Here is a 25,879-nt window from a genome sequence, read left to right as displayed (position 1 = left end):
GCCTCGCTTGAAATCGCTCAATGTCCCCAACCAGCGCGCGGTGATCGACCGGCGCGCGCTCGCCGACGCGATCCACGCGCTGGTCGAGGATCAGGGCGAGAAGGCGCGCGGGCAGATCGTGCAACTGCTGCGCGAGGCGCTGGAAAATGGCCGCGCGGAAATTGCCCGGCGGCTGACGGAGAAACCATCCGCCGGGCATGAATGCACCGGCGCGCAGGCCTTCCTGATCGACCAATTGGTGCGCGTGGTGCATGACCATGTCACCGAGCATGTCTATCCCGTGGCCAACCGCAGCAGCGCCGAACGGCTCACGTTGATCGCGGTGGGCGGTTATGGCCGCGCCGAGATGGCGCCGCATTCGGATGTCGATATCGCCTTCATCACCCCCACCCGGCGCGCGCCGTGGTGCGAACAGGTGATCGAAGCGATGCTTTATTACCTTTGGGACCTCGGCCTGAAGGTCGGCCATTCGAGCCGCACGGTCGACGACACCATGCGCATGGCGCGCGAAGACCTGACGATCCGCACCGCGCTGCTTGAAGGGCGCTTCATCTGGGGCGACCGCGCGCTTTACGATGAAACGAGCCGCCGCTTCTGGGCGGAAGTCGCCAAGGGCAGCGAGCGGCAATTCCTCACCCAAAAGCTCGAAGAGCGGAACCAGCGGCACAAGCGGATGGGCGACAGCCGCTATGTGGTCGAACCCAATGTGAAGGACGGCAAGGGCGGCTTGCGCGACCTGCAGACGCTCTACTGGATCGGCAAATACATGCACCGCGTTCGCAGCGCGGCCGAACTGGTCGACGTGGGCCTGTTCACCAGGGCCGAATATCGCAGCTTTCGCCGCGCCGAAGGCTTCCTGCTGGCCGTGCGCTGCCACATGCACATCATCACAGGCAGGGCGGAGGACCGGCTGACCTTCGACCTCCAGCGCGAAGTCGCCGCGCGGATGAATTTCGCCGACCGCCCGGGCAAGAGCGCGGTCGAGCGCTTCATGCAGTTCTATTTCCTGCAGGCGCGGCGCGTCGGCAGCCTGACCGGCGTGTTCCTGTCGCATCTCGATGACGAGTTTGCCAACAAGCGCGCGCGCACCGGCTTCTTCGCTGGATGGAGCCAGAAATCGCGCATGCTCAAGGGCTATCGCGTATTTGCCGGCAAGATCGCGGCACCGTCGGACGACTGGTTCCGCAAGGACCCGGTGCGGTTGATCGAAGTCTTCCAGCTGGCCGAGGCCAACAGCCTCGAGATCCACCCCGAAACCATGCGCCTGGCTGACCGCGACAGCGCGCTGATCAAGTCCGACGTGCGCGAAGACGCGCGCGCCAATGCGCTGTTCCTTGATCTGCTGGCGGGCCGCAACGATCCCGAAACAGTGCTGCGCTGGATGAACGATGCCGGCGTGTTCGGCCGCTTCGTGCCCGATTTCGGGCGCGTCAATGCGCAGATGCAGTTTGACATGTACCACCACTATACGGTCGACGAGCACACCATCCGCGCGATCGGCCTGCTCAACCGCATCGAGAAGGGCGAGCTGGTGTCCGACCACCCGCGCTCGACCCGGCTGATCCATCGCGTCAATTCGCGCCGCGCGATCTACGTCGCGGTGCTGCTGCATGACATCGCCAAGGGCCGCGGCGGCGACCATTCGGTGCTCGGCGCCGAGGTTGCCCATGAATTGTGCCCGCGCTTCGGCCTCAATGATAACGAGACCGACCTGGTCGCCTGGCTGGTGCGCCAGCACCTGCTGATGAGCGCGACCGCGTTCAAGCGCGACCTCACCGATCCCAAGACGATCGAGGATTTCGTGAGCCAGGTGCAGAGCCTGGAACGCTTGCGCAATTTGATGATCCTGACTGCCGTCGATATCCGCGCGGTCGGCCCCGGCACATGGAACAGCTGGAAAGGCCAGCTTCTGGGCGAGCTTTATGACGCCGCACAGGAGCGCCTGCGCCTTGGCCATATGCGCCACGGCCGCGAGCAGCGGGTCGCCGCCAAGCGCGAAGCGGTGGCGGAACGGCTGGGTTCGAGGGCTCCACTGGTGGCGCAGGTCGGCAAATTGCTCGACGATTCCTACTGGATTGCCGAACCCGAAGACGTGATCGCGCGCAATCTCGTCCAATATGAAGTCGCAAGGGAGATCGAAGAGCATCTCTCGATCCATTGCGAGTTCGACGAGGAACGCGGCGCTACCCTGGTGAGCGTGATCGCGGCCGACCACCCCGGCCTGTTCTATCGCATCGCAGGCGGAATTGCGCTGGCCGGCGCGAATATCATCGACGCGCGCATCCACACCGCACGCAGTGGCTGGGCGGTCGACAATTTCCTGGTGCAGGACCCGCTGGGCAAGCCGTTCCGCGAAGGCCAGCAAATCGAGCGGCTGAAGAAGTCGATCGCCGACGCGCTGGCGAACCGGATCGAACTGGTGCCCAAGCTGGCGGCAAGACCGCTACCGCACACGCGGGCAGGTGCTTTCGACGTGGCGCCTCGCGTCACCTTTGACAACAACGCATCGAACCGCTTCACCGTGATCGAAGTCAATGCGCGCGATCGTCCGGCGCTGCTCAACCGCCTCGCGCGGGCGCTGTTCGAGAGCAATCTCGTGGTCCAGTCCGCGCACATCACCGCCTATGGCGAACGCGCTGCAGATACCTTCTATGTTACCGACCTGACGGGCGACAAGGTGACCGCCGCGGTGCGGCTGGCAGAGATAGAGGCACGCCTGCTCGATGCGGGAAGCGATAGGCGCCAGCGGCAGCTCGAAGAAGCGTGAATCCAACTTGCTGGGACGCCGGTTAAAACTCCATTGGATTGGCCAGGAAATGTGAGGAGAGCCCCGCGGCCTATCTGGGTCACCATTTTTCTACTATGAAATTTCCTTGCCAGCTTGGGAAATATGGATGCTTTTTGAAAGCAATTGGCCGTGCATCGGCAATCCAGGGTCCGCCTCCCTTGAAATTGGGGCCCTTTCAAACTTACTTGTAGGGTAGAGGGTGTGGCGCCTGCTATAGTGTGCGCCCAAAGCAGGAGAGGATTATCAGCCAGTTTAATCTACACCACAGCTGTGCCGTCGCAGCCTTGATCGCCGGGATGGCATTCGCCAGCCCCGCAATTGCGCAGGATGAGGGCTCTGCCGGGAGCGGTGAGGAAAGCGAAGGCCGCGAAATCATCGTGACCGGTTCACTCATTCGCGGTACGCCGGAAGACGCTGCCTTGCCTGTGGACGTGGTTTCAGCGGAAGAACTGCAAAACAAGGGCATCAGTTCGCCGCTTGAGTTGATCAAGGAGCTACCTTCGGTGGGCTCTGTCCTCGGGGACACCAACCAGTTTTCTACATTTGCGCAAGGGTTCCAAGGCAATGGCTCGATCAACCTGCGCGGCCTGGGGGCCACTCGTACCCTCGTCCTGATCAACGGTAAGCGCACCATCCAGGCACCGGGTGACGGTTTCAGCGATACAAACTTTATCCCTCTCTTCGCCCTTGAGCGGGTCGAAATCCTCAAGGACGGCGCGGCCGCGACATACGGCTCCGACGCCATCGGTGGCGTTGCCAACTTCATTACCCGAAAGAACTTCGACGGGTTCGAAGTCGCCGGTGACTACACGTTCATTGACGACTCGGATGGCAACTACAATATCAGCGCGCTTATTGGGAAATCCTTCGGCGACGTGAATGTGATGATCGGTGCGGGATGGCAGCACAGGTCCGAGCTTGCAACGACCGCACGCGACTACACGAGCCAGCCGTATGATCAAAACGCCTCAGGCTACTCGGCGCTAGCCACTCCCGGTCTTTTTGCCGTCACCTACCTGGGTTCGACTGGCCTCAATACGGTCCTCTCGCAGGACAAGGGGTGTAACGAGCTTGGCGGTTTCAACACGCCACCGGTTTGCCGGTTCACCTACATCCCATTCGATAACATCATCGAAGACGAGGATCGGTACCAGGTTTACGCGCAAGCAGAGGCCGACTTGTCAGACACTGCTCGCTGGCATGCCAGCGCACTTTGGGCGAAGACCGATCTCGAGAGCCTGAATTACTCGCCCGCCTTCCCGCCGACACAGGGCCCGAAGGGATCAGGCTTCGTCAGCGCATTCAGCACTTCGCCGGCAAACCCTGCCGTGGCTGCCTTCCTGACCCAGCAGGGTCTTCCGCTTTCTGGCGGCGCAAACGGCACAGTCGTTGCCGTAACCAACGTTTATTACCGGCCCTTCGGCTTCATCGGCAATCCGCGCGATGAGGAACGTGGCGCCGGCCAGGGCCTTGCCAAGAATAATGCATGGCGTGTCACCACGGGCTTCGAATTCGATGTCAGCGACAACTTGGTCTTGGACCTCGATGGGACCTACTGGCGGTCAGCCCGTACGGCCTATGCTCCGGGCATCGTCGGTTCCCGCCTCCAAGCCGCGCTGAACGGTTTGGGTGGTACCGGCTGTACAGGTACGACGCCGGGCTCGAACGGATGCCAGTGGTTCAACCCCTTCGTGCTGGCCGGGCCTTCAAATCCGACACTGGACATCACCAACCCCTACTATCAGCCGGGCTTCGAGAACGATACCGACCTTGTCGCATGGATGCAGGTGCCGAACGGAACTTTCCAGCGCGAGAAACAGTGGATTGCTGATGCTGTGCTCTCGGGCGGTACAGGGCTTGAGCTGCCGGGTGGTGAGGTCGCTTTCGCAGTCGGCGCCCAGTACCGGAAGAACAATTTCATCAGCCGGCCGCTTAACGACCTGTCCAATCTCGACATAAACCCCTGCTTCAAGGAAGGCGACCTGAGCTGTGTGGGCACGCCGACCGATGGCGTGGGGCCGTTCATCTTCCTCGGCGGTACGCGCCCCGTGAACCTCGACCAAAGCGTATACGCCATCTTCACCGAATTGCAGCTGCCGGTTCTCGACACCCTCGAGGTTTCGGCCGCCATTCGCTACGAGGATTATGGCAGCCCGATCGGATCAACGATCAACCCGAAGGCCGCGGTCCGGTTCGAAGCCACCGATTGGCTGACCCTGCGCGGTTCGATCGGCACCACTTTCCGTGGGCCTCTGGCTAGCAATATCGACCCCAACTTCGTGACTGCCCTGCAGGGCCTGACCGCTGCTGGCGGCAACTACAAGTCGGTCGACATCTACGGCAATCCCGACCTCGATCCCGAAACCGCGCTGACCTACAATATCGGTTTCATCGTCGACACGGGTGCTTTTACGTTTAGCGCAGACTTCTGGACCTATGATTTCAAGGACCAGATCGTCATCACTCCGGCTGACGCGATCGCCAGCTTCGTGGGCAATAGTCAGACAAACGGAACCTCGCCTGTCAACTGCTCCAGCTCGCTTGCCAACCTCATTACCTTCTCGGGCAATGCCTGCGTACAGGGCACGACAACGGGCCTCGACATCGCCCGCGTGCGGACCCAATACGTCAACGGTCCCGACGTGAAGGTTCGCGGTTTCGACTTCGCCGCCAACTACGACATCGAGGCCGGCTTCGGCGTGATCTCGATTGGCGGTAACGCGACCTGGAACCTCGACTATAAGACCGACGACTTCTCCGTGGACGGCGTGCTGGTCACCCCGTCCTACGACGCAGTCGGTTTTGGCAACTACTTCCGCGATCCGGGCACGCTGCCTGAATGGCGCGCCAACGGTTACGTCAACCTGGCGACGGGCGGTCTCAATGCTCGTTACTCGGTCAACTACATCGACAGCGTGTTCGACGAACGCTGCACGAGCGATCCGTGTTTCGCCATCGCGGGCGTGCCAGCTGGCAGCAATTACGGCAAGAACAGCGGAAGCTACATGCAGCATGACCTTGTGTTGAACTACACGCTGCCTGTCACCTTTGCTGATGTTCAGCTGACCGCTGCGGTCCTTAATATCTCCGACGAAGAGCCGGCCCAGGCTTACCTGCCGCTCAGCTACAACCCCTTCATCGGCAATGCCATCGGCAGGAATTTCCGCCTCGGCATCCGTACGAAGTTCTGATCCACGCGATCAACGCAAAAGGAAAAGGGCGCTCTTCGGGGCGCCCTTTTTTGGTTTTTGTGCGCTACCGCTTCGCTACGTTTGCGCGGGCCGCTCGCCGAACAGCGCCGTGCCCACGCGCACATGGGTCGCGCCCAGCATCACAGCGGTTTCATAATCCCCGCTCATGCCCATGCTGAGGCCCAGCAGGCCGTTGTCGGCGGCCAGCTTCGCCAGCAGCGCGAAGAAGGGCGCGGGCTCCATACCGGCAGGGGGAATGCACATCAGCCCGGCGACCGGGATCCCCGCTTCGCGTGACTGCGCCAGCAGCGCGGACAGGTCCGCTATCGAACAGCCGCCCTTCTGCTCCTCCTCGCCAACATTGACCTGTGCGAAGCAAGGCACGCGCTTGCCAAGCTTGTTCATAGCGCTCGCCAGCGCCTTCACGAGGCTCGGCCGGTCGAGCGCGTGGATACAGTCGAACAGCGCCACTGCATCTTCGGCCTTGTTCGATTGGAGCTGGCCAATCAGGTGCAACTCGACATCGGGAAAGCGGGTGCGCAATGCGGGCCATTTGGCCTGCGCCTCCTGCACGCGGTTTTCGCCGAAAACGCGCTGCCCCTGCTCGAGCAGCGGCAGGATCGCTTCCGCCGGATGGGTCTTGCTGACCGCGATCAGCGTGATTTCCTCGGGCTCGCGCCGCGCGGGCTTGCAGGCGCGCGCGATCCTGCCACGAACTTCCTCGAGCGGAGTATCTGCCTTTTCCATCGCGCCGCGCTATAGCGATTGCGTGACGAAGATACAGGCCTTTCCCTCGCTCTGGCTGCTGTCCGATGCGCGAAACGACGCAATGTTGGAAGGTACACTGCTGCGCCTGCCGCGCGGATCGGGCTTCGTCTATCGCCATTACCACCTTGGCGATCACGAACGCTGGGCGCGCTTTCGCGAGCTGCGTCGCCTCTGCCATGCGCGCAGGCACCTGCTGATCCTGGCCGACAGTTCGCTCACCGCGCGCGAATGGGGCGCCGACGGCATCTACGGCGCGGCGCGCGCGCTCTGTCCGACTAGCGGCGACCTCATCACCATCGCCACAGCACACGATTTGCGCGAGATCGGTGAAGCCAACCGCGCTCGCGCCGATGCGGTGATGCTGTCGCCAGCCTTCCCCACGCGCACGCATCCAGGCGCGCAAAGCCTCGGCCCGCTGCGCTTTCGCCTGCTCGCGGCGCAGGCGCAAATGCCGGTCATCGCGCTTGGCGGGATGAACCAAGGCACGGCCGACCGCCTGCGCTGGCCGCGCTGGGCCGCAATCGACGGATTGAGTTGATATTCCGCACGCCCCTCCGGGCGCGCGATTTCCTCGCTCACGCGACTTGAAAGTCGCATCACTGCGGGCGGCCGGTCGGCCTTGCGGATGCCTTGCATCCGAAGGAGGCGCACAACAGGTCACCTCAGATTTCTTGACGCGGACTCGCGCAAGATTCATGGTGTGTTCCATCAGGAGGAACAACCATGGCAACCCGCGCTATGAGCAAGAAGGGCGCGACCGACTGGCGGGCGGCGTTTCGCCGCTCGATGCGACGTGCCGCCCAGATGGCGGGCGCGGGCGCGCTGTTTGCGCTGTTGCTGTTCCTCGGCCTCGCCATGGCGAGCTATACCCAGACCGACCCCTCGGGTTCGACCGCCGCTTCGGGCGAGGACGTGCGCAACTGGATGGGCGCGAGCGGTGCATGGGCGGCCGACAAGGTCCTGGGCATTTTCGGCCTTACTGCAGTTCTGCTGCTGCCACTGATCTATATCGGCGCGCGCAAATTGTGGCGCGATGTCGAGCAGGAAGAGGATGCCGAGCCCACCAGCTGGTGGCTGCCGCTGGCGATGCTGCTGCTGGCGATGGTGCTGCTTTCGAGCGTGCTGTCGCTGACTTTCGAAGGGCCGCTCTCGACCCTGCCCGCACAGATGGGCGGCATCGCAGGCCTGCTGGGCGCAGCGGCCATCGAGGCTGTGGCCGCACGCTTCGGCGAGGGTGCATCGGGCTGGGTCACGCTAGGCCTCGCTCTCGCCAGCCTTGCCGGCGGGATCGGACTGCTGACGCGGGTCTTCGCTATCGACTGGCGCAATCTGCTGACTCTGCCCGATTTCTTGCAGGACCGGCTGCCGCAACGCAGCCGCCGCGTGATCGCGGGCGAGGATTCCCTGCCCGAACCCAGGCGCGAGCGAAGCGGCAAGCGCGCGCAGGCTGAAAGCGGATCGCGGCCCGAACCTGCGCCGCGCCGCGCACCCGAGATCAGCGATCCTTCCGCTCCGCCCAAACCGGCGGTACTGCCAAAGGCTAAGCAGCGCGACATGTTCGCGAGCTTCGACCTGCCCAGCCTCGACCTGCTGGCAGATGCCCCGGCCAACAACGCGCCCAAGCTCGACAAGATGGCGCTCGAACGCAATGCGCGCCTGCTCGAGAACGTGCTCGACGATTTCAACGTGAAAGGCGAAATCACTGCTGTGCGCACCGGCCCGGTCGTGACGATGTATGAGCTCGAACCCGCGCCCGGGATCAAGGCCAGCCGCGTGATGGGCCTGGCCGAAGACATCGCGCGCAACATGAGCGCGATCTCCGCGCGCGTCAGCCCGATCCCGGGCAAAACCGTGATGGGGATCGAACTGCCCAATGCCGACCGGCAGACGGTTGCGTTCAAGGAACTGGCGGCCTGCGCCGCCTTTGCCGAATCCAAGGGCAATCTGCCGATCATCCTGGGCAAGGATATCGCGGGCGAACCGATTGTGGCCGACCTTGCAGCCATGCCGCACCTTCTGGTGGCGGGCACTACCGGTTCGGGCAAGTCGGTCGGGCTCAACGCGATCCTGCTAAGCCTGCTCTATCGCTTCACGCCTGCCGAATGCCGCCTGATACTGATCGATCCCAAGGTGCTCGAGCTCAAGACCTATGACGATATCCCGCACCTGCTTTCGCCGGTGGTGACCGAGCCGCACAAGTCCGTGCGCGCGCTCAAATGGGCGGTTGAGGAGATGGAGCGCCGCTATCGCATGATGAGCAGCGTCAATTCGCGCAACATCAACTCCTTCAACGAGAAGATCACCGCCGCCGCAGCCAAGGGCAAGCCGCTGGGCCGCCGAGTGCAAGCCGGGTTCGATCCGGAAACGGGTGACGAGATTTACGAAGAAGAACAGCTCGATTACGAGCCGCTGCCGCAGATCGTGCTGATCGTCGACGAACTGGCCGACCTCATGGTTACAGCCGGCAAGGAAATCGAAGTGCTGATCCAGCGCCTGAGCCAGAAATCGCGGGCGGCGGGCATCCATCTGATAATGGCGACGCAGCGCCCGTCGGTCGACGTCATCACCGGCGTGATCAAGGCGAACCTGCCCACCCGCATCAGCTTCAAGGTCACGAGCCGGATCGACAGCCGTACCATCCTGGGCGAACAGGGCGCCGAACAGCTGCTGGGCAAGGGTGACATGCTCTACAAGCCCAACACCGGCGCTTTGATCCGCGTGCACGGTCCCTTCGTGGGTGACGACGAAGTCGAGCGCGTGGCCGATTTCTGGCGCGCACAGGGCAAGCCCGAATATGTCGAAGCGGTGACCGAGGAGCCCGAAGAAGGCTATTCGCCCTATGAGGACGACTTCACTGCATCCGACAACCCAGAAGAACGCAAGTACCGCCAGGCCTGCCAGATCGTGATCGAAAACCAGAAGGCATCCGGCTCGTGGCTGCAGCGCCAGATGGGCGTAGGCTACAACACTGCCGCCAAATGGATCGAGCGGATGGAGGATGAAGGGCTGGTAGGCCCCGCCAACCATGTCGGGCGGCGCGAAATCTACCGCGATCGTGAAGGAAACCCGCTTTAGCCGAGCCACTGCGCATCGCGGAGAATACCATACGCCTTGCTCAATTCTTGCGGCGGTGCCAGCAGCGAGGCAGATTAGTGTGTTTAGGCCAAGCTTCTGATGAGGGTATAATCCGCTCTCTCCAGCTATTACTTGATGGCCGCCTCACTAGGTAATCGATGATCACGAAGCGATCCGGCTCCCAACCTTTTCCTAGTTTGAGCGTCTCCAAGCCTCCGCTGTGCAAGAACAATCACCCATGATGTGTCTTATTAGCGAGAGCACTTCACCTTTGTATTCCTCGAAGACCTCGGGGTCCGTGATCTTTTTCTCGGGAACGAAACGGGCGAACATGTTGTCATCGTTCATGCTCCCGAAACCTCCCTAATCTTATCTGCGATCGAAGCTTCGTCCAATGAAAACGGGGGGCTCTCGCCCCCCGTTGGATAGTCAGATTGGATGAAGATCAGATCTTCACACGCAGGCGAGCGTACCAGAAGCCGCCATTAAGCCCAAACGGGCCGCCAGGGCGCGGGTAAATTGAACCGTTCGAGATACTACCCGTAAGATCGTATATTGGGTTGTTGACGGTCGCCTTGATTTTGTCCGGATAGGTGTTGAACAAGTTGTTCGCCCCGACCGTCAGAGTGTACGTATCGTTGAAGGTGTAGCTCACATCGAGGTCGGTGATGAACTTGGCACCAAAACGCTGTCCATCGATAATCGCGCCGGAACTCACATTGCCTTCGCGGATCGGGTAGTCGTTGGAATCCCGCCATTCGCCATAATAGCTTTCGCGCAGGTTTACTGCCCAAGACCCAGACGACCAGTTCGCTGCCAAGTTTGCTCGATGGTTAGGAGCAAGATACTTAATGTCGATGAGCTGCGTCGGGCCGATCACGCCCGGATCGAAGTCAGTGACCTTACTCTTGTTGTAATTATAAGCGAGTGTCAGGTTGAGGCTGCCGCCGGCAAGGTCCGTGCGATAAGAACCAACGATATCTACCCCTTGGGTCTTAGTGTCGAAGCCATTGGTGAAATATTGCACTGAACCGCCTTGGCCCACCCCAGCCAGTGAAGGCAGATCTGCGAGATCCTGAGCGCTAACCGTAAAGTTTTGCGAGATCCCGATACGATCCGTGACTTTGATCGAGTAGCCGTCGACTGTGAGTGTGAACCCATTGCCGGGATCAAACACGAAACCAGCTCCGAAGTTCGTCGACTCTTCCGGGCCCAGTGTAGTCGCCCCATAGAACTGTGATATATCGCTAGTCACCGGATACGTGCCGACCTGGACCTGGTTGCCCTGAATAAAGGTCGTGGTCAGCACCTGAACGTTGTTTTGGCCTGGTGACGGCGCATGGAAGCCGGTTCCCGCGGTCGCTCGGATTGCCAGTGAATCGGTTAGCTCATAGCGGGCATTGATCTTGCCGACCGTAGTGCTGCCAAAGTTTTCATAATGCTCATAACGGCCTGCGATACCCATCGAGAAACGTTCGGACAGGTCGCCTTCGAGCCCAACATAGAAGCCATAGCTCTTTTCGCTGCTCTTGCCGGCGAACGTCGGGCTGGTGCCGCCATAACCGCTAGCAGCCGGAGGCATGGTAACTGTCGAATCGAAAGCATAAACCCCGGGCGAAGTCTGCAAATAGAGGTTCTGCACCGCATAGGGGCCCGCGCCATAGGACTGCGGATCGCCTTCAGTCGCCTCATACTCTTCGCGGCGGAACTCGGCGCCGGCCGACAGGGTCAGCGGGCTGTCGAGACCGATCTCTAACGCATAGGTCATGTCCAAGTTGAGGTTTAGCTCGCGCTGAATAAGCTTACCAAATTCGAATTCAGTCTGCGTGTCCGGGCCATAAGATGGTGCAAGCGAGTTATACATCGACAAGGCGAGTGACTGGCGTGCCAGCGAGCCCGACAGGTCGTAGGTAAAGCCCGAATCCATCTCGCCCTTGACGCCAATCACACCTATCGCTTGGTCGGTTTCACCGACAAAGCGCGGGGTGAAACCGGCTGGATAGAGCTCAGAGAAATTGAAGACGTTACTGTCCTTCACCCAGCCCCCAGAGGGACAAGTAGCATTGCTTGCGGGGCAAGGCGTCAGGTAGATCGGGTGGCGGAAGGCCGAGTTAGCGCTCAAAGTGCCAGTCGATGAAGACGTGCCGTTGAACCTGACGGCAGAAGTGGTCACTGCTTCGCGATAGTTGAAGCTCTGGTCTGCATCTGAAGCGGCGAAGTTTCCGAACAGGTAGAAGGTCGCCTGCGGCGAGAAGTCGTATTCGCTGTTTACGACAAGCTTCCACCCGTCCGAGGGCGATGTGCCCCAGATCTGCACCGGCCCAGGATAGTTGGGCAACTGGTCTGCGAGGTTCGGGAACTGGTTGGCAAAATTGATTGCCGATGGGCGCGTCACGCCGCGGCTAGTCCCTTTTGTGTCGTAATATTCGCCGGCGATGCTGATGAAGCCCCGGTCGCCCAGCGCGAACCCGCCATAGCCGGAAAGCTGCCAGGTCTCGCCATCGCCGCCGTTGTCGTAGTTCTGGCCATAGAGCGCCTGCGCTTCGAAGCCGGTGTCCTTGCGCAGCCCATAGTTGAGCACACCGCCGATAGCATCCGAGCCATATTGGGCGGTCGCGCCGTCGCGAAGGACCTGAAGGTTACCAACCCCGATGGCGGGAATCGATGAGATGTCGGCACCCTGCGAGCCAAACGACAGCGCCGTGTCGCCACCGGTGTAGACCTGCACCAACGCCGAGCGGTTGAAACGCTTGCCGTTGAGCATCACCAGGATGTTGTCGGCCGGGAGGCCGCGCAGCGATGGCGCACGCACGAAGGTCGAAGCGTCGGAAATCGTGTTCTGCGGCACGAAGAAAGAAGGAACGACGTTCTTGACTACGTCGAGCATGTTGGCTGCGGGCTGCTGCTGAATTTCGGTCGCGCTGATCACATCGACCGGGGAGGCCGAATCCGTGACGCTGCGATCTGTGCGGCGCGAACCGATAACCACGATTCGTTCGCTGTCGGAGCCTTCGCTCGCCTGTGAATCATTCGATTGGGCGAATGCAGCATCCGAGCTTGCTACGGCGATCACCGCAGTAGCCGCAGCGAGCATCGCCCGGCCAGAAACTTGCTTGCAACGCATTTGCATATAGTGAAACTCCCTAAGATTACCGCGCCAAACCGGCCTGCACTCAAGAGCGAGAAATACTACCCCTACCCGCCCTCGATCAGCAGATAACCACAAGGCTCGCGATTGCCTAATATTATTACGCTTCCACCGACAAACTGACAAAACTGTGTTCGGTCCGCAACACTGCCCATGACCAATCCCCAACGAAAACGCCGCCCCGTCACGATGACGGAGCGGCGCCTTCCACTGAAGTATCAAGGGGAGATTACTTCAGGTCATCAGCCGTGATGGTGACATATTCGGTCGCGGCCTTCTCATTCTTGGCGCGCTCGTCATCGGGCGAAGGCACGAAGCCGATCTTTGAGAGCGAACCGCCCGGCCCCCAACTCTTCACCCACTCCTGAAGGTACTGGTCGAGGCCGGGGATCGCGCGCCGATGCGCCGCCTTGACGTATACGTAGAGCGGGCGGGCGCCAGGATAGGCAAAGCTCGAGATGTTGTCATAGGTCGGCTCGACTCCGTTCATCGAGAGACCCTGCAGCTTGTTCAGGTTCTCTTCGAGGTAGGAATAGCCGAACACGCCTACTGAGCGGGGGCTGTTCTCGATCTTCTGCACGATCAGGTTGTCCTGCTCACCCTGGTCGACATAGGCGCCGTCCGAACGGACTTCGGTGCAGAGCTGCGCGAACTTGTCTTCGTCGGTTTCCTTCAGCGCCTTCATCTCGTCATTGGTCTTACAACCCACTTCGAGGACCAGCTCCTTGAGCGCGTCGCGCGTGCCTGAAGTCGAAGGCGGGCCATAGACCAGGATGGGCTCGTTCGGCAGCGAGGGATCGACATCGGACCAGTTCTTGGCGGTCTGTTCCTTGCCATAGGGATTGGCGGCGAGCGCTTCGTAAACGATCTTTGGAGTGAGTTTCATCGTGATCCCGCCCATGGCCGAAGCGAAAGCGATCCCGTCAAGCCCGACCTGCAGTTCGACGATGTCGGTCACGCCGTTCTTCTGGCAGTCTTCGAACTCGCTCAGCTTCATGCGGCGCGAAGCGTTCGTCATGTCAGGGGTGGATGCGCCCACGCCCGAGCAGAACAGCTTGATGCCGCCGCCGGTGCCGGTCGATTCGATGAGCGGCGACTTGAATTCGGGGTTCGAGCGGGCGAAGCTTTCGGCCACTGCCTTGGCGAAGGGGAATACGGTCGACGAGCCGACTGCGCGGATCGAATCGCGCGTGCTCGAAGTGCCGCTTTCGCCGCAAGCGGCCAGCGCGAGGGTCGAAAGCGCAATCAGGCAGGTAGTCTTGAAGTGACGCATGGGAAAATCCTCAAATTGGTCCCGGTTGGATCAGCTGCCCGCCTAGGACCGAAGCATGACAGGAATGTGACAAAATCGGGCGTGCGGGGCAGCGGGCAAACCGCCACCCCGACACATCGTCAGAAATCGATCTGGGCGCGCACACCGACCACATCGACCGAGTATGACCGGTCGCCGCCGGCCGCGGCGTAAACCGCGTCCGAATAGTCGAGCTTGCCGTAGTTCGCGAGCAGCATGGTGTAGTCGGTCGGCTTCCATGCCAGCGAGACGAAGTATCCGTCCTGCGTGCCGCCGACGATACCCGCATCGTTGAGGTCGAGATAGTCGTAGCGCAGGTTGAGCTGGAGCGACCCCATGCCGCCCTTGCCCATGGGGTTGGCAGGCTTGGTGCGGTCGAACTTGCCGCTCTTGTAACCGCGGGTATCGCCCTTGGTCAGGAAATAGCCCACTTCGGCATAGCCACCGAAGAAGGTCGGATCGAGCGCAACGCCCGGGGTCGAAAACTTCTGCCAGAAGCCTTCCGCAGCGACATGCAGCGGGCCGGCGATGGCGGCGGCTTCGAGGCCATAGCCCAGCTCGCTGGTGGCTGCGAAATTACCGGTGTTGATGAAGCGTTCGCCGGTGAAGTGCACCAGCGGGCGCTGGCGATACCGCACCGTCGTGCCGTCTTCCTTGATGTCATTATAGTGGATCGAGCCGCCCAGGTGCAGCTGCGCACTGCCCAGCTTGGGCATCAGCACGAAGCGGCCGTCAACGCTGCGGTTGCCCGTATCGGTATCGCTCATATTGTCGGTGAAGAAGCCGGCCTGTGCAAGCGCGATGCCCTGCTTGTAGGTCAACGAGGCACCCACGCGGCGCTCAAAACCGAAGGCATCGGTGAAGGCGGCGCGTTCGATGAAGGTGGTGTGGAGGCTGCTGGTCAGCTCTTCGAGCGACTGGAAATTGTTCTGGTGACCGACCATCACTTCCACCGGACCATCGGTGTAGGAAAGGAAGGCGTCCGCCATTTCGACTTCATTGCCCGCGAAATCGGCTTCGAACTTGTAGCCGAAGCCGCCGGGGATCGTGCCTTCGACGCCGAGGCGAGCACGGCGCGCTTCGCTTCCGAAACCGTCCGAGCGGCCAGTCGAGCCGGGTACGCTGGTGAAGCCCATATCGTACATCAGGCGGCCGCGCGGCTTGAAGCTCCAGCCACCCTCGCCCTTGATTTCGGGCGCGCCCTTGAAGGCGATGGTGGGGCCCTTTCCGGCCTTTTCGGCTGCAGCCGTGGCGGCAGTGGCGGCCTCGGTCGCTGCGCCAGCTTCGGTGCTGGCGGCTTCGGCCTTGGCTTCCGCTTCGGCCAGATCGGCCCCGAGCGCGTCGATGCGGGCCGCCATGGCAGCCATGGCTGCACGCATTTCGGCTATTTCGCGAGCCGTGTCGGAGCTGTCCTGCGCATAGGCAGGCTGAGCAAAACAGATGGCGCCTGCAGTGGCAGCCAGCAGAGTCGATCGAAGCATTTGTGAAATCCCTGTTGCAGATTTCCGACCGTCCTATGTCGCTCAAGTGACATTTTTGAGACAATCGGGAATTCTCCTGAACTGAGCGAACGCGGTGAAAAGGCAGGTGGCGGGTAAGCTGCGGATTGCGTTCAATTTTCGCGCTAACGCGCAAACCATGCTTAACGGCTTTTAGAGCGTTTTCCCCACGTTCTGACTCGGCGGGGATTCCCTTGCGGGCGCAGTTCTGATTCATCCTTTTTGCTGGATGCAGGAGGCCAGCATGGATGGCACGGACGCTTTCATAGGACCTGCGGGACAGGGTTGTCGCTGCGATCGACGGCGGCATGAGTTGCCGAGCGGCTGCGGCGCATTTTGATGTCAGCATCTCGAGCGCTATTCGCTGGAGGCGCCTTGCACTTCAGCATGGCAGGGCGGTCGCCAAGCCTCGCGGTGGTGACCGGCACTCAGGCAGGATCGAGGCGCACGGAAGCTTCATCAAGGAGCTGCTCGCCGAGCAGGGCGACATCACCCTAACCGAGATCCAGGCGCGGCTTACCGAACGCGGTGTGCCGGTGGGCATCGGCACCGTGCATCGCTTCTTCGCGCGGCATGGGATCACGCGTAAAAAAAGATCGGGCACGCGGTCGAGCAAGACCGGCCCGACGTCCTGAGGCAACGGCAGCGCTGGTTCGACGGCCAGCTCGATCTCGACCCCGAGCGCTTGGTCTTCATCGACGAGACGTGGACCGCCACCAATATGACCCGCAGCCATGGCCGCTGCCGGAAAGGTGAGCGGCTGCGGATGGGCTGCCCGCACGATCACCGCAAAACCACCACACTGGTGGCCGGCCTGCGCATGACCGGCATGGTCGCGCCCATGGTCCTCGACGGCCCGATCAACGGCGACTGGTTCGAAGCCTACGTGACGCAGGTCTTGGTGCCCGAACTTCGCCCCGGTGACATCGTCGTCATGGACAAGTTCTCGAGCCACAAGCGGGCGGACGTGAAGAAGAAGACCGAAGCAGTCGGCGCCACCCTGCGCTTCCTCCCGCCCTACAGCCTTGACTTCAACCCGATTGACAAGGCGTTCTCCCGGCTCAACGCCATGCTCCGCAAGGCTGGCGAGCGCACCGTCCGCGGCCTCTGGGATCTCATCGGCAGGCTCGTCGACATCTTCCAGCCAGACGAGTGCGTCAATTACTTCAGATCATGCGGATACGAACCGGAATGAGCGGAAAACACTCTAAATCCCCCTCAGGCTAGGGGGGCGCGTGGGTAGGGTAATTTTTCTTGCCATCGCCTTTGCGGCGATGCTGGCGACCTATGCGTCTGCCTACCTTCCGTCGCGCATGGAAACGCCGCAGCTGGCAAGTTGCGTCGTCCCTGTCGAAGCACCCGTTTCAGCCGCGACACTGGCAGGGCCGGGCCTCCATTGGCAGTGCCACGGCACGAGACAGGATGCGGCCGCACAGCATATGCTGGTCCGTTTCGACCTTTCCGCCGACAGTGAAGCTGAAGCGCCGAAATATCTGCGCAGCCGGATCGACCTGTTCGACCAGGTCGAACTGACAGTGATCGATCGTGACGGAACCACGCGCCAGTCGCGCCAGACGCAGGATAGCGTTCGCCTGATCTCAGGCGAACCGATGTTCCTGGCAGAACTTCCGGAGATCACGCCTGAAAGCCGCGCGCTGTTCGTGCGGTTTGATGGTGCTCGCCACGATGTGACCGTACTGCGATCGAAGCTGTTCAAGGCCGACCCTTCGCGCACCATGCCGCATTATCACAACATGCTGTTCCTGGCGCTGGTGCTGGGCATGATGTTGATGCCGGTGGTGTTCGACCTGGCCTTCTGGAGCGCGCTGCGCAGCCCGTTCCTGCTGTGGCACGCGGCGCTCTCGCTTGCCTTTGCCAGCATGGTCCTGCTGCGATCGGGGCTCGTCGTCGAATTCGTCGAGATAAGCATGGCGACCTGGCGCCAATTGTTGATCGTAAGCCTGGGCGTGGCAATCCTGGTCGCCGCATTCTTCACCAACGCCTTCGTCGAAGGCGGGCGGCTCGACCAGCGCCTGCGCAAGCTGCTGCTGGCGGCCGGCATCTGGGGGTTTGCCGCCTCGGCGATCCATGCGCTGGGGCTGGAAGTTCTGGCTCCGCTCGGCGGGCGGTTCCACACCTATGCACTCTTGCCGGTGCTGGCGGTATTCATCTGGGCGATGGCCGACGCCTATCGCCGCAGCTCGCGCTCGATCCGGTTCCAGATTGTCGGCTGGATCCCGCTGCTGCTGGCCTATTCGATCGAGATTGCGACCAATGTATTCCCGCTGGGAATTCCGACCGAAGCCTTGCCGCTTTTCTATATCGGGGTGCTGAGCGAAACGACGATTACCGCGATTGGTGTGGCCGACCGCTTCTTCCTGCTTCGCCGCGAGCGCGACCAGGCCCGCACCAAGGCCGAGGCGCTGGAACAGTTGAGCGAGCGCGACCCGCTAACCGGCTTGCACAACCGCCGGGCGATCGATGCGCGTTTCGACGAACTGCACCGCGCCGGTTACGAGACCTTCGCGCTGATCGACCTCGACCATTTCAAGCCGGTCAACGACACCGCCGGGCATCTGGTCGGCGACGAAGTGCTCAGGGTTGTTGCCAAGGTGATTTCGGCCGACGAGGAAGCGATTGCGATGCGGATGGGCGGCGAGGAATTCCTGCTGGTAATGCGCGGCAATGATGCGCCCGCGCGGGCGGAAAAGCTACGCAACGCCATCCCGATCCGCGTGGCGCAGGAAGTGCCCGAGCTGGAGCAGCTGGTCACGGCCAGCATGGGGCTGCTGGTGGCGCCGCGGCTGGCGGTGCCGATGGCCAATTTCGCCGACATCTACAGCCGGGTCGACATGCTGCTTTATGAAGCCAAGGGGCAGGGCCGCAACCGCACCGTTAGCGAGAGGCTGCAGACCTTCGAACGCGGCAAGATCCGCCAGTCGCCAGAGTCCGATCGCCGCAAGCGCGACCGGCGCAAGCCGCGCGCGGCCTGACAGCGAGCAGGCTCATCCCGCGCGCCAGGCGCGGTAGTTCCTGGCCCGCCGCGCCGCACGCCATTGGTCTGCGAGCAGCGCGACAATCGCGGAGCCGCCATCGCCAGGCGGCTTGCCCTTCGCCATCTTGGTGATCTGCTGCTTGGTCAGCGCCATGGTCGCCAGCCCCTTGAGCGTCGGGTTGTCGAACCCGGCCTCGGGCAGGGTCACATCGGCATTGAGCCCTTCGCGCCAATGCTGCGGCAACATCGGGTCTGCCGCCATGGCGCGCGCGATTCCGAGCAATTCGACCCCGAAGCCCTGAGCATCATGCGCCAGTGCGGCCTCGGCCACTTCGAGCCTTGTGATCCCGCCGGTGACCATGATCGGCATGTCCGCGACCTTGGCGATATCGCGCGCGAAGGTGATGAAATAGGCCTCGCGCGCGCCGGTCGAGCCTTCCTGCGGATTGCCCTGCATCGCCGGGCTTTCATAGCTGCCGCCCGAAAGCTCGACGAAATCGAGCCCATAGCCATTGAGCCATTGCACCAACTGCCGCGCATCCTCGAAGGCGAAACCGCCGCGCTGGAAATCGGCCGAATTGAGCTTGATGGCGACACCGAAGCTGAGCTTCACCCGCTGGCGCACCGCTTCGACGATCCGCAGCAGGAAGCGTGCGCGGTTCTCAAGGCTGCCGCCCCATTCGTCGCTCCGCTGGTTGGTCAGCGGCGAGAGGAACTGGCTGATGAGATAACCATGCGCGCCGTGGATCTGAACCCCGTCGAACCCGGCTTCTTCGGCCGCCTGCGCGGTGTCGGCAAAGCGCGTGATGATCGCCTCGATTTCCTGCACTTCGAGCGTGCGCACCGGCGCGAAGAGCGACGAAAACTTGCCAAGATTGAGTTCCACGCCGGAAGGCGAGACCGCGACTTCGCCCAGGCTCTTGTACAGCTGGCGCCCGGGATGGCTGATCTGCAGCCAGAACTGCCCACCGCCCGCCTTGCCGATCTCGGCCCATTTGCGGAACGGCGCCAAATCGGTGCCCTTCTGCAGCACGACCCCGCCCGGCCCCGTCAGCGCGGACGGATCGACCATGATATTGCCCGAGAGAATCAGGCCGACGCCGCCTGCGGCCCATTGGCGATAGAGCGAGAACAGCTTTTCGCCCGGATACTGCCCCGGCTGCACCGCCAGGTTCTCTTCCATGGCCGCCTTGCACAGGCGGTTGGGCAGGACGCTGCGATTGGGCAGGGTGAGCGGCTGGAACAGCGGGCTGGGGTCTGGCGTCATCGATCCTCCGATAGCTGGAACGGCGCGATTACTTCAGTCCGCACGCGCACGAGGCGCTGGGTCGCACGGTCGAGCATCGCCCATGTGGTCCGCGCTGAAACGATCACCTTGCCCGCTTCATTGCGGAAATCGACCCGGCGATCGGATTTCGCACCTTGGGCAGGCCCGTCGATCCAAGTCTCGCCCGTCACGCTCTCGCCTTCGGCGATATTGCCGCGGTAGTCGATCTCGTGCCGGATAACGACCCAGAAGAACTGGGCATTGTCCTCGGGCCGCGCCGCTGCTTCCCAATGCGCGGTGGCGATATCCTGCACCCACTGCACCCACACGGTGTTGTTGACGTGCCCGAGCTCGTCGATGTGCTCGGGCAGCGCCGTGAAACTGCGGGTGAAGCGTCCGAACATTACTTCTCGCCGGCCATGCCCATCTGCCACAGGATGAAAGCGAACTCCTCGGCCACTTCGTAGATCGAATTCCAGCGGCCCGACTTGCCGCCATGGCCCGCGCCCATATTGGTCTTGAACAGCAGCTCATTGCTTTCGGTCTTGGTGTCGCGCAGCTTCGCGACCCACTTGGCCGGTTCCCAATAGGTCACGCGCGGATCGTTGAGCCCTGCCGTCACCAGCAGCGGCGGATAGGCTTGCGCCTTCACCTGGTCATAGGGCGAATAGCTGAGCATGTAGGCGAAGGCTTCCTTGTCGGTGATCGGATTGCCCCATTCCTGCCATTCGCCCGGGGTCAGCGGCAGGCTCTCGTCGAGCATGGTGTTGATCACGTCGACGAAGGGCACATGCGCCACCACGGCGCCATATTGCGCCGGATCCTGGTTCACGACAGCGCCCATCACCTCGCCGCCGGCCGAACCGCCCGATGCCGTCACCTTGCCTTCCGCCGTATAGCCCAGCGCGATCAACCCACGCCCGACATCGACGAAGTCGTTGAAGGTGTTGCGCCGCTCGAACAGCTTGCCCTGCAGATACCAGCGGCGACCGAGATCGTCGCCGCCGCGCACATGCGCGATGGCATAGGCGAAGCCGCGATCGACCAGGCTCAGTCGCGTGGTCGAGAAGCTCGGCGGCATGGCATAGCCATAGGAGCCATAGGCATAGAGATGGAGCGGCCCACCCGGCCCGCCGTTCATCTTGTCGCGATCCTTGCGCATCACCACGCTGACCGGCACCTTGGTGCCGTCGCGCGCTTCGATCATCACCCGTTCGGTGGCGTAGAGCGAGGGATCGTAGCCGCTCGGGATTTCCTGCTGCTTGAGCAATTCCAGCCTGCCGTCGGCGAGGTGGAAGTCATAGACCGAATCCGGCGTGACCATGCTTTCATAGGCCAGTCGCAGCTTCTTGACGTCATATTCGGGATTGTTGGACAGGCCCGCGGAATAGCTCGCTTCGGGGAAAGCGATCGGCTTCGCCGAGCCCGGTTGCGCGTAGGAGCGGACCTGCACCTGGTCGAGCCCGTCGAGCCGCCCTTCGGTGACGAAGAAGTCCTTGAACAGGTCGAAACCGGTCAGGTAGAATTCGTCCGATCCCGCGATCACCGTCTGCCAGTCGCCGGGCGTTTCCAGCTTCGCCTTGGCCAGGCGGAAATTGACGTGGTCGTCATTGGTCCACACCCACACCTCGCCATCTCTTACGTCGACCGAATATTCGACTCCCTTCTGGCGCGGCTTGACAAGTATCTGTTCGCCAGTGGGATTGTCGGCGCGCACCAGCCGCACTTCGCTGGTCTCATTGTCGCCTGCGCCGATGATCAGCCAGTCGTCCTGCGCCGAAAGGCCCGTGCCTACGCCGAAGCTCTGGTCCTCTTCCTTGTAGAGCGTCACGTCGCTCTCAACCGGCGTGCCGATGACGTGCAGCTTGGCCTCGAGCGTGCGCCATTCCTCGGTCGCAGGGCCATAGACCAGCGCGGTGTCCTTCGCGACCCAGGTCAGGCCGCCGCGCAGCCCGGTCAGCTCGTCGGCCAGCAGTTCGCCGGTCTGCAAATCCTTGATGCGCGCCGTGTAGCGTTCCGAGCCGTTGGTGTCGGTCGAATAGGCGAGATAGCGCCCGTTCATGCTGATCGAGGCCGCGCCGAGGCGGAAATATTCGTGTCCTTCGGCCAGCTCGTTCTCGTCGAGGATCAGCACGCCATCGCCGCCCGCCACGGGCTTGCGGTAGTGCTTGCGATATTGCGCGCCTTCATCAAACTTCGACCAGTAGATCCAGTCGCCATCCTTCTGCGGAACGGTGCTTTCATCCTGCTTGATCCGCGCCTTCATCTCTTCGAAAAGCGTGTCGGTGAGCGCCTGCTGCGGCGCCATGCGCGTTTCGAACCAGGCGTTTTCGGCCTTGATGTAATCGAGCACGTCTTCGTCATCGACTGTGGGATAGGACTGGTCCCTGAGCCAGTGATATGGATCGGCCAGCGTAATGCCGTGGTGGGTGTAGCTGTGCTCGCGCTTCTCGGCGACAGGGGGAGAGGTCGGGGCCTCGGTGGTCACGTCGTTTTTTCCCTCATTGGCAAAGGCGGAATTGGCAGCGAAAGGCAGGGCGGCGAGGCACGCAGACAGCGTGCCGACAGTAAGCATTCTGATCATCACAGAGCGATCATCCCATGTTGCGACCCGCGCGGCTGGAAAGAGGTGCACGGTAGGACTATGTGGTAAGTCATTTAGACAAAGGTGTGCGTGCCGCAAGCGCCAAGCACAGGAAATGCAGGATCGATCAAATGCTGATGCAAACCCATGAGGCGCGGCTGGACGCGCTTCGTCAGGAACTCAAGCGCCGCGGGCTCGACGGCTTCATCGTGCCGATTTCCGACGAACACATGAGCGAATATGTCGGCGCCTATGCCCAGCGGCTGCAATGGCTCACGGGCTTCGGCGGTTCGGCCGGCAGCGCGGTGGTGATGCAGGACAAGGCGGCAATCTTCGTTGACGGGCGCTACACCGTGCAAGTGCGCGACCAGGTCGACGAAAAGCTGTTCGAACACCGCTCGGTCCCGAAGGACACGATCGGTGGCTGGATCGGCGAGCAGGCACAGCAGGGGGCGCGGATAGGCTATGACCCGTGGCTGCACAGCCGCCAGTGGGCGCAAGCCACCGCCAAGGCTGCGGCTAAGGCCGGGGCCGAACTGGTCGCGGTCGACAGCAACCCGATCGACGCGGTGTGGCAGGACCAGCCCGAGCCTTCTCCCGCGCCCGCGATCGTGCAGGACAATGCGCTCGCCGGGCGCAGCTCGCCCGAAAAGCGCGCGGAAATCGCCGACTGGCTCAAGCGCGAAGGGTATGATGCGGCAGTGATCTCAGCGCTCGATTCAGTGGCGTGGCTGCTCAATATCCGCGGCGCCGACGTGTCGCATACGCCGGTGGCGCTGAGCTATGTTATCGCGCATGCCGACGGCACGGCGGAACTGTTCATCGCTTCGGAGAAGGTCACGCCCGAACTGGCGCAGCACCTTGGCAATGCGGTTTCGGTGCGCGAGCGGGGCAGCTTCGCTTCCGCGCTGGGCGCGATGAAGGGCAAAAGCGTGGCGGTCGACCCCAATTACGGCGTCGACGCAATCACGCAGCTGCTCGAAGCGGGCGGCGCGAGGGTGAGCTTCGAGCGCGACCCCACCATCCTGCCGCGCGCGATCAAGAACCCGGTCGAACAGCAGGGGCAGCGCGATGCGCAGGCGCGCGACGGCGCGGCCGTGGCCCGCTTCCTGCGCTGGATCGAGGAAACCGCCCCGTCGGGCGAAGTCGACGAGCTCGCCGCCGCCGCAAAGCTGCGCGAATTCCGCGAGGAGCTGGGCAACCTCAGGGACCTGTCGTTCGACACGATCTCGGCTGCGGGGCCGCACGCTGCGCTGCCGCATTACAAGGTGGACGAAGACAGCAATATCCCGATCCCGCCTTCGAGCATCTACCTGGTCGATTCGGGCGGGCAGTACCCGGCGGGCACCACCGACATCACCCGCACGGTGTGGGTCGGCCCCGGCGAGCCGACGGCGGAGATGAAGGACCGCTATACCCGCGTGCTCAAGGGCCATATCCAGATCGCGCGCGCGGTGTTCCCGCAGGGGACCAGCGGCGGGCAACTTGACGGTTTCGCGCGGCAATATCTGTGGGAAGCCGGGGTCGATTATGCACACGGCACCGGCCACGGCGTCGGCAGCTTCCTGTCGGTGCACGAAGGGCCGCAGCGGATCGCCAAGCCGTCGGGCGGGCAGGCCGGTACCGAGCAGGAATTGTTCGCGGGCATGATCCTTTCGAACGAGCCGGGCTACTACAAGCAGGGCCATTTCGGCATCCGGATCGAGAATCTGGTGCTGGTCGAGAAGCGCGCGATCGAGGGCGCGGAAGGCGACTATCTCGGTTTCGAGACGCTCACTTTCGTTCCGATCGACCGGACGCTGGTCGAAAAGGACCTGCTGACCGAAAGCGAAATCGCATGGTGGAACGACTACCACGCGCAGGTCCGCGCGATCCTCGCTCCGCAGCTCGAAGGCGAGGATCTGGCGTGGCTCGAACGGCATTGCGCACCGCTCTAACTCCGGCCCGCCGGGGATTCCGCTTGTAGGGATCTCCTTGTTCCCGTAATGTTCCAATCGACGGGTCGCGATCGGCGCGGCGCGAACGGGAGATGATACATGATCGGTTATGTCACGCTGGGCACCAACGACCTAGCGCAGGCGGCGCGCTTCTATGATGCGATCGCGGCTGAAATGGGCGTCGGGCGGATGATGGAATTCGACAGCTTCATCGCCTGGGGCACGTGGGACGGCGGCGCCGGGATCGCGGCGACCAAGCCGTTCGATGGGAAGGAAGCCACCGTCGGCAATGGCACGATGGTTGCGATCGAGGCGAACGACACCGCGCAGGTCCACCGGCTGTATGACATCGCGATGGCGCATGGCGGCAGCGACGAAGGCGCGCCCGGCCCGCGCGGCGAGCCCGACCCCAATGGCAAGGTGTTCTACGCCGGCTATTTCCGCGACCCCGACGGCAACAAGCTCAACGCCTTCTGCATGGCCGACGCCTAGCGACCGCTCCGGGCTTGCGCGCGGGTGAACGCCGCGCGCAGCGCAATACAAACCGCGACAAACTCGCGCAAATCCGGCATAATCCTGCGACACGGCGGGGTTAGAACGGCAGGGTGAGTTGCGAAGGGCTACTGTCCCGATTTCACGGCCTCTTCCTCCCCCTTGGTGGCCGGGCAAGCCCTTCGCAGCTCCCCTGAAAACCGCAGGAGCAAGGATTATGCGTAAGTTCACTCTCACTCTCTCGGCTGCAGCGCTCGCGCTGGGCGGCGCAACGATCGCCCATGCCGACCACCATGGCGGCAAGCGCGGCCCAAATCCCGACGCCGATGGCGACGGCATCGTGACGCTGGCCGAACACAATGCCCAGACCGGCAAGATGTTCGACCGGATGGACGTCAATGGCGATGGCGTGCTCAACCGGGCCGACCGCGAAGCGCGCCAGGCGCAGCGTTTCGCCAAGATCGATACCGACGGCAATGGCGAGCTGAGCCAGGCCGAACTCAAGGCTGCACGCGAAGCGCGCGCCGCCAGGATGGGCGAACGTCGCGCCAAGATGGCAGAACACCGTGGCAAGCGCCCCGATGGCGAAATGCGCGGCCCCGGCGGACGTCGTGGCCCGGGCGGCCCCGGCATGATGCTGCGCGGCGCTGACACCGATGGCGACAAGTCGATCACACGCGCCGAATTCGAAGCCGCGGCTGCCAAGCGTTTCGCGCGCATGGATGCGGACGGTTCGGGCGGGATCACCGCCGAAGAACGCAAGGCCGCGCACGAAGCGATGCGTGCCCGCATGCAGGAACGCCGCCAGCAGCGTCCGGCCGACTGAGCCAGCCGTCACTTCCGG

General features: G+C 62.5%; 16 protein-coding genes. 9 read left to right on the top strand and 7 right to left on the bottom strand.

Annotation, left to right across the window (positions count from 1 at the left end; translation table 11 throughout):
• Window positions 1-7: 7 nt before the first annotated feature.
• Window positions 8-2,767 (top strand): [protein-PII] uridylyltransferase, encoded by a 2,760-nt coding sequence (locus tag VRS74_RS02580; protein ID WP_354143678.1) that lies wholly within the window; start codon window positions 8-10, stop codon window positions 2,765-2,767.
• Window positions 2,768-3,084: 317 nt separating this feature from the next.
• On the top strand, window positions 3,085-5,979 hold the full coding sequence (locus VRS74_RS02575; RefSeq protein ID WP_354143677.1) for a TonB-dependent receptor: 2,895 nt from the start codon (window positions 3,085-3,087) through the stop codon (window positions 5,977-5,979).
• A gap of 75 nt (window positions 5,980-6,054) precedes the next feature.
• Here the strand turns inward: VRS74_RS02575 and VRS74_RS02570 are convergent, their stop codons facing one another.
• Window positions 6,055-6,726 (bottom strand): YggS family pyridoxal phosphate-dependent enzyme, encoded by a 672-nt coding sequence (locus VRS74_RS02570; RefSeq protein WP_354143676.1) that lies wholly within the window; start codon window positions 6,724-6,726, stop codon window positions 6,055-6,057.
• A 22-nt stretch (window positions 6,727-6,748) separates the two neighbouring features.
• On the opposite strand from VRS74_RS02570, the gene VRS74_RS02565 reads away from it, so the two are divergent.
• A complete protein-coding gene (locus VRS74_RS02565; RefSeq protein ID WP_354143675.1) occupies window positions 6,749-7,285 on the top strand; it encodes a thiamine phosphate synthase in 537 nt (178 codons plus the stop codon).
• Window positions 7,286-7,470: 185 nt separating this feature from the next.
• On the top strand, window positions 7,471-9,822 hold the full coding sequence (locus VRS74_RS02560) for an FtsK/SpoIIIE family DNA translocase (protein WP_354143674.1): 2,352 nt from the start codon (window positions 7,471-7,473) through the stop codon (window positions 9,820-9,822).
• Between the two features lie 445 nt (window positions 9,823-10,267).
• Here VRS74_RS02560 and VRS74_RS02555 read toward each other — a convergent pair whose 3' ends face one another.
• The 3 genes from VRS74_RS02555 to VRS74_RS02545 all read right to left on the bottom strand — a co-directional run bounded on the left by VRS74_RS02555 (window position 10,268) and on the right by VRS74_RS02545 (window position 15,742).
• On the bottom strand, window positions 10,268-12,952 hold the full coding sequence (locus VRS74_RS02555) for a TonB-dependent receptor plug domain-containing protein (RefSeq protein ID WP_354143673.1): 2,685 nt from the start codon (window positions 12,950-12,952) through the stop codon (window positions 10,268-10,270).
• Between the two features lie 247 nt (window positions 12,953-13,199).
• Window positions 13,200-14,243, bottom strand: coding sequence for a substrate-binding domain-containing protein (locus tag VRS74_RS02550; protein ID WP_354143672.1), 1,044 nt, complete (start codon window positions 14,241-14,243; stop codon window positions 13,200-13,202).
• Between the two features lie 119 nt (window positions 14,244-14,362).
• Window positions 14,363-15,742, bottom strand: coding sequence for an OprO/OprP family phosphate-selective porin (locus VRS74_RS02545; protein ID WP_354143671.1), 1,380 nt, complete (start codon window positions 15,740-15,742; stop codon window positions 14,363-14,365).
• 326 nt (window positions 15,743-16,068) lie between these two features.
• Here VRS74_RS02545 and VRS74_RS02540 point away from each other — a divergent pair.
• Window positions 16,069-16,955, top strand: a protein-coding gene (locus VRS74_RS02540; RefSeq protein WP_354143670.1) for an IS630 family transposase whose coding sequence is annotated in 2 segments (ribosomal slippage) — window positions 16,069-16,360 and window positions 16,360-16,955 — 888 coding nt in all. Because the reading frame shifts where the segments join, the coding sequence is not laid out codon by codon here.
• Between the two features lie 40 nt (window positions 16,956-16,995).
• Complete coding sequence (locus tag VRS74_RS02535; protein WP_354143669.1) at window positions 16,996-18,753, top strand: GGDEF domain-containing protein; 1,758 nt, start codon at window positions 16,996-16,998, stop codon at window positions 18,751-18,753.
• A gap of 12 nt (window positions 18,754-18,765) precedes the next feature.
• Here the strand turns inward: VRS74_RS02535 and VRS74_RS02530 are convergent, their stop codons facing one another.
• Genes VRS74_RS02530 through VRS74_RS02520 form a run of 3 tightly spaced genes read right to left on the bottom strand, consistent with a single transcriptional unit; the run spans window position 18,766 to window position 22,606 of the window.
• Window positions 18,766-20,022 carry an NADH:flavin oxidoreductase/NADH oxidase family protein gene (locus VRS74_RS02530; RefSeq protein ID WP_354143668.1) on the bottom strand — a complete coding sequence of 419 codons (1,257 nt, stop codon included), beginning with the start codon at window positions 20,020-20,022 and terminating at the stop codon, window positions 18,766-18,768.
• The gene (locus VRS74_RS02525; RefSeq protein ID WP_354143667.1) at window positions 20,019-20,426 is read right to left on the bottom strand and encodes an acyl-CoA thioesterase; all 408 of its coding nucleotides are present in this window, start codon (window positions 20,424-20,426) and stop codon (window positions 20,019-20,021) included. The genes VRS74_RS02530 and VRS74_RS02525 overlap by 4 nt, the downstream gene beginning before the upstream one ends.
• Window positions 20,426-22,606 carry a S9 family peptidase gene (locus VRS74_RS02520; protein WP_354143666.1) on the bottom strand — a complete coding sequence of 727 codons (2,181 nt, stop codon included), beginning with the start codon at window positions 22,604-22,606 and terminating at the stop codon, window positions 20,426-20,428. Before VRS74_RS02520 ends, VRS74_RS02525 begins: the two co-directional genes overlap by 1 nt.
• A 131-nt stretch (window positions 22,607-22,737) precedes the next feature.
• Here VRS74_RS02520 and VRS74_RS02515 point away from each other — a divergent pair, with 131 nt between their 5' ends.
• The 3 genes from VRS74_RS02515 to VRS74_RS02505 all read left to right on the top strand — a co-directional run bounded on the left by VRS74_RS02515 (window position 22,738) and on the right by VRS74_RS02505 (window position 25,861).
• Window positions 22,738-24,543, top strand: a complete 1,806-nt coding sequence (locus tag VRS74_RS02515; RefSeq protein ID WP_354143665.1) for an aminopeptidase P family protein — start codon at window positions 22,738-22,740, stop codon at window positions 24,541-24,543.
• A 99-nt stretch (window positions 24,544-24,642) separates the two neighbouring features.
• A complete protein-coding gene (locus VRS74_RS02510; RefSeq protein ID WP_354143664.1) occupies window positions 24,643-25,035 on the top strand; it encodes a VOC family protein in 393 nt (130 codons plus the stop codon).
• A 217-nt stretch (window positions 25,036-25,252) separates the two neighbouring features.
• A complete protein-coding gene (locus VRS74_RS02505) occupies window positions 25,253-25,861 on the top strand; it encodes an EF-hand domain-containing protein (RefSeq protein WP_354143663.1) in 609 nt (202 codons plus the stop codon).
• Window positions 25,862-25,879: the final 18 nt, after the last annotated feature.

Origin of the sequence: Altererythrobacter litoralis, from assembly GCF_036324225.1 — a bacterium.
In the GTDB taxonomy this organism is placed as follows: domain Bacteria; phylum Pseudomonadota; class Alphaproteobacteria; order Sphingomonadales; family Sphingomonadaceae; genus Erythrobacter; species Erythrobacter litoralis_A.
This window is presented reverse-complemented; position numbering and strand designations above follow the sequence as displayed.